Origin of the sequence: Kitasatospora sp. NPDC127116 (assembly GCF_042677365.1) — a bacterium.
GTDB classification, from domain to species: domain Bacteria; phylum Actinomycetota; class Actinomycetes; order Streptomycetales; family Streptomycetaceae; genus Kitasatospora; species Kitasatospora lactacystinica.
Genome location: NZ_JBHXTL010000013.1, coordinates 99,062 through 108,339, shown reverse-complemented (window position 1 = coordinate 108,339; position 9,278 = coordinate 99,062). Strand labels below are relative to the sequence as shown.

The 9,278-nt window shown below is 70.1% G+C and carries 7 protein-coding genes; 3 read left to right on the top strand and 4 right to left on the bottom strand.

Features of this window, described 5'->3' with window-relative positions; all coding sequences use genetic code 11:
- The 3 genes from ACFVHV_RS08700 to ACFVHV_RS08690 form a co-directional block, all read right to left on the bottom strand.
- The coding region (locus tag ACFVHV_RS08700; RefSeq protein ID WP_380350059.1) for an IS701 family transposase at positions 1-1,204 on the bottom strand (1,204 nt) is incomplete at its 3' end.
- Between the two features lie 280 nt (positions 1,205-1,484).
- Positions 1,485-4,466 (bottom strand): Z1 domain-containing protein, encoded by a 2,982-nt coding sequence (locus tag ACFVHV_RS08695; protein ID WP_380350016.1) that lies wholly within the window; start codon positions 4,464-4,466, stop codon positions 1,485-1,487.
- Positions 4,467-4,495: 29 nt separating this feature from the next.
- A complete protein-coding gene (locus ACFVHV_RS08690) occupies positions 4,496-6,043 on the bottom strand; it encodes an ATP-binding protein (RefSeq protein ID WP_380350013.1) in 1,548 nt (515 codons plus the stop codon).
- A 552-nt stretch (positions 6,044-6,595) separates the two neighbouring features.
- On the opposite strand from ACFVHV_RS08690, the gene ACFVHV_RS08685 reads away from it, so the two are divergent.
- The 3 genes from ACFVHV_RS08685 to ACFVHV_RS08675 all read left to right on the top strand — a co-directional run bounded on the left by ACFVHV_RS08685 (position 6,596) and on the right by ACFVHV_RS08675 (position 7,960).
- Positions 6,596-6,748, top strand: coding sequence for a hypothetical protein (locus ACFVHV_RS08685; RefSeq protein WP_380350010.1), 153 nt, complete (start codon positions 6,596-6,598; stop codon positions 6,746-6,748).
- 121 nt (positions 6,749-6,869) lie between these two features.
- Positions 6,870-7,376, top strand: coding sequence for a hypothetical protein (locus ACFVHV_RS08680; protein ID WP_380350007.1), 507 nt, complete (start codon positions 6,870-6,872; stop codon positions 7,374-7,376).
- A 29-nt stretch (positions 7,377-7,405) separates the two neighbouring features.
- Positions 7,406-7,960, top strand: a complete 555-nt coding sequence (locus tag ACFVHV_RS08675) for a hypothetical protein (protein WP_380350004.1) — start codon at positions 7,406-7,408, stop codon at positions 7,958-7,960.
- 906 nt (positions 7,961-8,866) lie between these two features.
- Here ACFVHV_RS08675 and ACFVHV_RS08670 read toward each other — a convergent pair.
- The coding region (locus tag ACFVHV_RS08670; protein WP_380350001.1) for a hypothetical protein at positions 8,867-9,278 on the bottom strand (412 nt) is incomplete at its 5' end.

The window sequence follows — 9,278 nt, the reverse complement described above, 5'->3', positions numbered from 1 at the left end:
CGGCCGTGTAGGGGGTCCCGGACTGGTAACACGGACAGGCGGGGCCCTCGACTTTGGGGCCGAGCCCCCGGAGGGTGAGGAAGGCGTGGGCGGCGGTGACGAGGGTGACGTGATGGTGCCAGCCTCGCCAGGTGCGGCCCTCGAAGTGGTCCAGGCCCAGGCCGTGCTTCATCTCGCGGCAGTCGCGCTCGATGCGCCAGCGGATCTTGGCCAGGCACACAAGACGGCGGATCGCCGTGTCCGGTGGCAGGTTGGTCATCCAGTAGTCGGTGGGCACTTCCTTGCCGGGCGGCCACTCGACCAGAAGGGTCTCGGCGGGCAGGACGCCGTCCCAGGACTCGCCGCCGCCCGCATCGGCGGCGGCGAGTGCCCAGGGGATCTTCCCTGCGGGCCGCACCTGCAGGACGTGAAACCGCGAGCGCATTGCCCCATGGCTGCCCTGGCGCCAGGTGACCTGCCGAAACGCCCGATACCCGCCCGCGGCGGCGAGTTCGCGCAGAGCGACGGAATCCGTGCGGTAGCGGGGCAGTGTCCTGCGCCCGGCGCCGCCGTAGGCGGGCGCCTCGGGCTCCGCTTCGTGGCGGTGCGCGGTCTCGTCTCCGCGCACCGCCACGATGTAGTCCAGATCCCGTGAGCGCAGGGCATGGCGGAAGGCCGCCGACTGACCGTAGCCCGCGTCGGCGACCACGACCCGCGGGGCCAGCCCCCAGGAGATCAACTCTTCGAGAGCATCGATGGCCAGCCGCCATTTCTCGACGTGCCCGACCTCCGGCGGCAGACCGGTGCGTCGCCGGCGCACGTCGTCGCGGTCGTCCCAGTCCGGCGGCACGAACAGCCGCCAAGACAACGGGCTGGAGGCCCGGTCGGTGACGGCGTGGACGCTCACGCCGACCTGGCAGGGCGAGCGTTTGCCGAGTGCGCCGCAGTACTGCCGGGAGGTCGCCACCGACTGGTCCCCCGCTTTCGGGAACGAGGTGTCGTCGATCACCCACGCCTCGGGTGCGATGGCGGAGGTCATCTTCCCGGCGATCTGTCGCAGCACCGGCGTGTGGTCCCACGGCGACTGGCTGACGAACTGCTGCAACGCCTGCATGTTCCCGTCCGGCAGCCGTTCGGCCATCGGCTGGATCGACTTGCGCCGCCCATCCAGCATCAGCCCGCGCAGGTAGCAGTCACTCTGCCGGCGCTGGTCTTTGCGTGCCAGGGACGCGAAGCCGTTCTACCGCACCAAGATCCACAGGCGGCAGCATGCACCGCCACGACCGCCAAGATCAAATCAACCTAACGAAGTACTACTAGGCCCTGCCGAGCCTGGCCGGCTGGAACGCCGATACGGCCTCCGGCAACGTGCCGACCGACGCCTGATACGCGCTTCCGTCCAGTCTTACCTGGCCTACGCGTGGGCTTGCGCGTGCCCGTCGGATGGCCGCGCGTGGTGCCTGCCGCTCTGATGGGCCGTTCGGCAGGCACCACGTTGCTCGCTGTCAGTCGGCGGGTGCCTCGACGATCGCGCTGTCGCGGTGGCGGGAGTCCCTGGCCTGGAAGCGGAGGAGGCGCCGGGTGGAGTCGGTGGCGGACTTCGGCGGGATGAGGGTGAATGCCACGACGACCTTGGACGGGTCGGCCTCGCCTCGGCTGACCGCGGCCGCCACGTCCGCTTCGGTCTTTCCCTCAACGACCGGGTAAAGCAGTGCCACACCGGTCCGCGGGCCCGCATCGTCGCCCGGTTCGGCGGCCGGGTCAGCGGCCGCCTCGATCAGCCGCTTCGCCAGCTGCTGGTGCTCGACGCCGGCGATGCGGCTGAAGGAGGGCTTGCCCTCCTGTCGGCTGCGGCGGACGAGCGACATCGGCACCGAACCCGCTACGGATGCGTCGATCCGGGTGCTCTGGGAGTGCTGGGGGGCGATCAGGAGCCAGTCTTCGACGGTCGCCAGGCGGCCGTCGAGCTGTGCAAGGTAGTGCAGGTGCGGCCGGAAGTGGCCTTCGTGCTCCCACTCCAGGCTGCTGAGGACAGCCAGCAGCCTGGAGTGGCTGACGCGTGCTGTCAGCGCAGAGAAGGAGCGCCCTGGCCCATCGTGGCCGTCGCCCGGCACGGTGAAGGCGGCAGGATGCGAGGCGAGGGCGTGCAGCAGGGGGCGCCACCGTTCGGTGTTGCGTTCCAGGGCCTTCGCGCTCAGGGGGTAGGCCGCAGGCTCGATGGGCCGGCCCGGGGAGCGTATCTCGACGAGCTCGGCGTTGAACATCTTGTTGCGGGCCGAGGGCTTGACCCAGGACAGGTGCTGCGCGACGAGCGGCGGGACCTGGGCGGGAATGACCTGGGGCTTCCCGTCGACGAGCACCGCGTACTGGGCGAGCTGCTCGCGGAAGACCTCCTCGTCCCGGCAGATCGCCTCGAATGCCTCGTAGAGGTCCGCGGTCGAGGTCTTCGTCATGGGCTCCTCGCGTCCGATGTACAGGCGCACGAGGTCGCGGTAGCCGGGGCGGAACCCGAACCAGCGGCCCATCTGCATGAGGGTGTCCGCCTGGCGGGTCGTGCGCCGGTAGTAGGTGACGGTGAGGCCCTCGACGGTGAAGCCGCGGGAGAGCTTGGTGCCGCCCACGAGGATCTTCCACACGTTGGGGGTGCGGTCGAAGTCGAGGTCCAGCTGTGCGAAGTAGCGGTCCGAGTCCCCGTTGACGACCACAACGGGGTTGCCTCCCTTGCCGATCAGCTGCTTTGCACGGCTGATGTAGGGGCGCAGTTCGTCGTAGGCGGCGGGGTTGGGCAGGTCTGCGGCGCGGGTCCGGGAGACGGGGGAGAAGTCGGCGGCCCACAGGCCTGCGAGGCGGGCGTGGCCTTCTGCGGAGGTGTAGCCGGCCTGGTGCCACATGGTGTTGATGCGCAGGGCGAGCTCGGCGTGGTCGTCGGTGCGGACGGACTGGTGGACGAGCATGGTGTGGTGGCGGAAGGGGCCGTCGGGTACGCCGTGGTCGGCGCGGTAAAGCTTCAGTGCCCCGGTGAGGAGGAAGCTGTCCATGGCTTCCTGCAGTCGGTCGCCGGTGTGGTCCCAGATACCGCGGACATGGGCTTCCTGCTGGGAGTTGGCGGTGGTGCGCTCTGCGGGGTCGAGCGGCGATTCGAGGTCGTGGAAGTCCTGGACGCCCATGTACCCGTGGGGGCGGGGGAGGGAGATGAGGAAGTCGCTGGGGAAGATGTCCTCGGTGTCGCCGGGGTCGATGAAGACGTTGGCGAAGGGGGTTGCGGTGTAGCCGACGTACTGGGCTCGCGGCAGGAGGGCGAGGAGCTCGGATATCAGGCCGTTGATGGCTGTGCGCTCGGTGGAGCCCTTCTCCCACTTCTTGGGGTCGGTGGTGTTGACGGAGGCCTGGTCGGACTCGTCGTCGATGATGAGGGTCGGCAGTTCGCCGAGGATGCCGCGGATCTGCTTGAGGTCCTTGACCAGCTTGGTCAGGACGGCCTTGTTCTTCTTGACGACCATGATGCGGGCGGCCGCGTGGTGCAGGTTGGCCGGGTCGTGGAGGGGGAGGGTGTGGTCGCGCTTCTCGACTTCCAGGACGCGGATGCCCTGCGCGAGGCTCTTGTAGTCGTTGTCGCGGGTGGTGAGGCGTTCGATGTCGAAGGCCCGCAGCATGGAGGGGCGGGCTCCGTGCTTGACGAAGACGTCCCAGTCGGCGTCGTCGCCGGCATAGTCGATTCCGACTAGGGTGTCGACGTCCTTGGGGTCGGCTCCGCGGAGGATGTTCTCCTGGCCGACCAGTTCCATGTCGAGGCGACGCTGGGTCTGCGCGCGCAAGAGGTTGAGGGTTCCTCCGAGGACGATGACCAGGCGGTATCCGGCGTCGATGGCCTTCGCGGTGACGCCGGTGAAGTTGGCGGTCTTGCCGGACTGCACGTAGCCGACGACCAGGCCCTTGACCTGGCGGGCCGCGCTCTGCTCGGGGTCGGTGAGTCTTTCGACGACGGCTCGGCTCGCTTCGTCCAGGCTCGCGACGGCGGCGTCGCTCCAGCCCTTCTCACGGAGCTTGCGTTCGTAGGCGGGCCAGTAGAAGGCGCGGGAGGCGGCGCGCTCCGGCGTGTACCAGGGGGTGTGTTCGCGGGCGATGACGACGGCGCCTGCGGCGCGGGCGAGGGGGACGGCGGTGTCGAGGGCCTTGCGGAGGTCGTCGCCGAGGCGGAGGCGTTCGTAGGCTGCGGTGCGGCGTTCGTCGGTGCGGGGCTCGGTGTCGGGTGACCAGCGGGGGTTCTCGGAGAAGTCCCAGGCGGTCAGTGCGCGGGACCACAGTGCGGTGAGTGCCCCGCCGTACAGGCCGTCCTCGGCGAGGCGGGTGCGGAAGGCCTCCTCGCCGAGGTCGGCGCCCGGGAAGTCATCCTCGGCGGCGAGCTCTGCCGTCTTCGCGAAGTGGCGGGGGCTGGTGGCCATCCCGTTCAGGACTGCGGTGTGGATCTCAAGGAGTATGTCGGTCACGTCGTGTCCCTCGGTTCGGCCAGGAGCGGTCAGGAGCTGGGGCGGTAACGGCGTTCGCGCTGGGCGTGCACCGAGGCCAGCAGGATGCTGTTCCAGTAGTCGATGCGGTCTGCCCGCTTTCGTTCCCAGCGGCCGAGCCCGAAGCAGTCCTGGAGAAGCAGGTAGAGCAGGGTCTTCGTCACGGGGGCGTCGTTGGAGCCGCCGCGCCGGCCGTCGTTGAAGTCTTCCCTGAAGGCCTTGTTGAGGAGGATGGCGTGGCTGTCGCGGTCCAGGTCGAAGAACTTGTCCTCGGGAAGGGGGACCCATTCTGCACGGATCGGGTCCTCTGCTGACTTGACGGGGAGCTCCTCCCGCACGGCGCGCTTGACCATGGGGTCGAAACCCTTGCCCGGCTCGATCACCGGGGCCCTCTCGATAGTCGAGCGTGAGGCGCCCTCCCGGTAGGCGGCCTCGGCGTCGGCGAGGAAGGCGCTGAACGGGCTGTCCTCGGAGTCGGCTGCCTGCTCGACGCCGTGGGTGAAGGCAGGGGTGACCTCGACTCCGTCCTTCTTCACGGTGAGGCTGAATACCCCGTCCGAGTCCTGGGGCAGGTCCACGGCGATGCGGGCCAGCACCAGGTGGCTCTCGCTGGCGCGCAGGTTGTTCCAGCCTCCGGCCTGTACGAGGCGGTCGTTGCGGTAGAAGTAGAAGCCCTGGCGCTCCTGGAGGGGCCCGATCTGGCGGAAGCCCGCGTGGCCGGACTTGGCGGGCCAGATGTGGGCTTCGAGGGCTAGTTCGCCGACGCCCTTCACCGGGGCGAGGAACTTCTTCGGGTAGCCGGGCTTGCCGGGCACCTTGTAGCCGAAGGGGTCCAGGGGATCGACGCTGATGTGGTCGGTCTCGTCCCCGGTCGACACGTCCCAGACAGCGATGTCGAGCGAGAGGCCGCGGGAGAGGAAGCGGTGCAGGTAGAGGCCCAGGTGCGTCTCAAGCTGGGATATCGCCTTGGAGAGGAACTGTTCGCTCTGCCCCGGGGCGACGGTGTCGAAGGCCCGCACGTTGTCCCAGCGCACGATCGTGCCCTGCCATTCGATCAGGCCGTCGTAGACATCGATCTGCTGCTGGGCGAACCGGGGGTCGACGGTGTCGCAGCGGAAGCCGTCCTCGATGCCCTCGTGGGTGATCTTGTGTCCTGCGGGCGCGCTGCGCCGGGTACGGCTGATCACCGTGAGGGACTCGGCGTGCGACAGCGAACCGGCTTTGAGGCCGGTGCCGTACATGCCGAGGGCACTGCTGCCGTAGTCGCGGCGGCGGCCGACAGTCATCGCGCTGTCGAGTCCGGTGGCATCCATGCCCCGGCCGTTGTCCAGGACCAGCAGCGAGACTATGCGGTCGGCGTCGCGTAGGAAGTGCACCACGACCGCGTCCGCGCCGGCGTCGATGGAGTTGTCGACAAGGTCGGCGACCGCTGCTTCGAAGCTGTAGCCCTGATTGGTCAAGGCCTTCGCGTACCCGGCGTCCGGCGGCAGGCGCGTACTGCCCTGCGTCGGCACGTCGTACTTCCAGTTGGCGCGGAGGGAGGAGGCCGATGGGGACATGCGTTCGCAGCTCCTTGGACACGCAGAGCCGGGCCTGCGCGGAGGAAGCAGCGGCCCGTCAGTTTCCAGCACTTTCACGGACTGGAATGCCGGGGGACGTCCTGCGAGAGGCCCTGCCATCCGGGTCCGGGACGAGACCTGCCGACACGTCGGCACACCGAATACCTGGGCAGCATTTCGCCGTTTGCCCTCGTCAGGTGGCGAGTGTAGCGGGGCGGTGAATATCCGCGGGCAGAGATGCGCAGAAACGGCAGATTGATCAGCAGCCGAACTCTGGCATGGAACACGCCATTCCTTGAAGGGCAGGAACGGGATGTCCTTGCGTTTACGGTTGGCGATCTGGTCGGCGGGCTGCGGGATGACCGCGCGGATGCTCCGTCGGCACAGGTGCTCGTGGCTGGCCCTCGACGAGTAGCCCGGTCGCCCAGGACCACGACGGGTCGGGTGCGGGGCCGTCCGACCGGCCTGGGCGCGCGCAGGGCGGCCATGACGTGTTCGAAGGTGGGTGCGTCTCCGGCCTGGCCGGGTGTGAGGTGGAAGCACAGCGGGCTGATGCCACCCCTCGCCACCGCCCTGCACCGCACGGCCGAGCTGCTGGACCAGCGCGTCGCGGCCGCCCTGGCGGTCGAGCCGCAGACCCGCTTCGTCTCCTCACTGCACCGGCCGATATCCAGCAGCTGCCCGAGGGTCCGGTGGCGGAGCTGACCGTCTAGGCGCCCTTCCAGGACCCCGGTGCCAAGGCACTGAAGAGGCTCGTCGTACCCTGAAGCCGCGTCGGCTCACGGTCTGCTATCAGGATCACGGCACCGAGCTGGACGGGCCGGCCGTGGCCGCGCTCCCGCGGCAGCACAGTGGCGAGCTGCGGCGCGAGGCCCGCAAGAGCCCGTACGACGACCGGTACCGGCACGGCAAGCTGATCGAGTGGGTCGTCGACGGGCAGCGCTGGGCGCTCACCGGCAGTCCGAACCTCTCCGCCGCCGCCCTGCTGCGCTCGGTACCGGACGGGGGCAACTGCGAGATCGGCGTGATCTGGCCGGTCGACCGGTCGCTCGCACCTCCCTGGGAGCCGGTCGCCCCGGAGACCGTCGAGCACCTCGCCGCGCCGCGGCGGGCCGCCGAGGATCCGCCGCCCGTCCGCCTTCCCCGGCTCCTTGGCGCCGCCCGCGAGCAGGGCGGGGTGCGTGTCTGGCTAGCTCGGGCCGCCGAGCGGGACGTCGAGCTGCGGATCTCCAGTACAGCCGGCCGCCCGAGGAGTGGACAGCCCTGGGTGCCGTGCCGACCGGGGCCACGGAGCTCTGCTTCCCGGTGGACGCCGAACCGGGCAGCCGGGTAGGCATCCTGGGTAGCCCGGATCTCGTCCCGGTGACAGATGTCGTGCAGACCGTCCAGCGGCCGGCGGCCGAACAGCGCGAGCCCGGACCTCGCCAGCCCGGAGACCTCTTCCGTCACCGCTCGTTGCTGGAGGAACTCGTCCGCAGCCTGCTCGACGCCCGGCCCGAACCCTCCCCCGGCGCCTCCCCGACCCGCTCGAGGGCACCGGCCGCTTCCGGCTCCGGGACGGGCGAACCGGGGCTGCCGGTGACCCTCTTCGCCCTCGGACGGCAGGCCGTCGACGGGCCCCCGGGCGGGGCGCCCGAGCAGTACGCGACCGAGTCAGACGCATCAGAGGCCGATCCGGTCGGGAGTTCATGGTTCGAGGTCTTCACCCCCGAGGAGGAAGCCGGCTTGGAGGACGACACCGCCGAGACCGAGGAACAGCCCCCGGCCGACGGGCCGCCCGAGGACACCGAGGAATCCCTCCAAGCTCGCCGTCAGAAGATGGCCGAATGGCTACGACGGGCTCGGGCCGACCTGTCGCTCGTCCCGAGGCTGCTGCTGGTCCGGGTGCTGCTCGACTTCCTGGCCAAGGACGCGTAGCCGGCCAACGACCGGTCCTGGTAAGCCCTGCTGGCCGACGTGACCGCCCCGCTGGACCGGCTCGACCCATACCGGCTCCCGCAGGAGGACGCCGAAGCGGCAGCGTCGCTGGCGGCATTGGTGCTGACCATACTGGAGTACCAGGCCGTCAGCGAGGCCGAGACCGGCCGATACAAGCGGCTTGGCCTCGGCGCTGGCCGAGCTGCTCCTGGCCGCGACAGAGGAGCGGATCGGGGGGTACGTCACACCGGAGCTGGCCGGGCGCTTCGGCGTCACGGTGGAACCGGACCACGTCCTGGAGCTCGCCAACCAACTTCTCCAGGACTCGGTGGCCAAGACCGTCCGGAACTCGACGACCGGACGGACACCGCTGCACGACGACACGCTCCCAACCTGCTGTCTGTCCGGGGCAGTTGGTCCAGCTCCAGCAGAGCCGCTCTGGGCGCCCTCGGCCGCACCGGGCTGGCGGGCCCGGTCGGTGCCTGGGCCTGCCACGACGACGGCCACTGGTGCTTCGTGGCCTGGCACAAGCCGGACCTGCTCGAGGTCACGTACCGCGGGCAGCTCGCCCGCTGGCGGCACTTCCAGCTCTCCCCGGCCACCCTCACCCGCCGCGCTGGCCCGCGATTCCGCCCTCGACGACCGTCGACCGACCGCCCAGGGCCCCTTGTCCCAGTTCACCGAGACCGGCCAGCGCCTTCTCGACGTACTCGGCCTTCCCACCACCAGACACCCAGGCCCCGGAAGGCTAAAGCTTGTGACTGAGGTCAGTGGTTGCTCCGTTCCGCCACCCGCTCACGCGGCCGTTACGGGCCTGCGACGTGCAGCCGGGCCAAAACGGAGCCGGGTTCGCCCGGGACGCGGAGCATGGTGTGGCCCGGGGTAGCAGACCGGGACCAGGACGGTCTACGCCGCGTGTGCGCTGCAGCCGATCAGGGCCCGGGCATCCGCGTGGCTGCCGACGTCCATCAGGTGGCCGACCACGTCGAGGACGAACCGGTCGGGCCGACTGCCGACCTTCCGCAGGAGAGCATCCGCGACCTCTGTGAGACCCCGGCTGCGGCACGTCTGAATCGCTGCGGCGGACTCCGCCGCAGGCGCCTCGTCGCCGGCATAGTCCAGCATGCCGACGGCGTGCTCGTAGCGGCCGCTGTCCAGGTGCAGCACCAGTTCGTCGACCGGCCACTGCAGCCCGGCGGCGCGTTCGATGCGCCGGTCCCCCTCGCCGGCGGGGGGCCCCGCGGCGGCACGGCCCCCCGTGCCCCCCCCCCCAGACGCCCCCCCCAACAAAAACAACACCACCCCCCCCCCCCGGAGG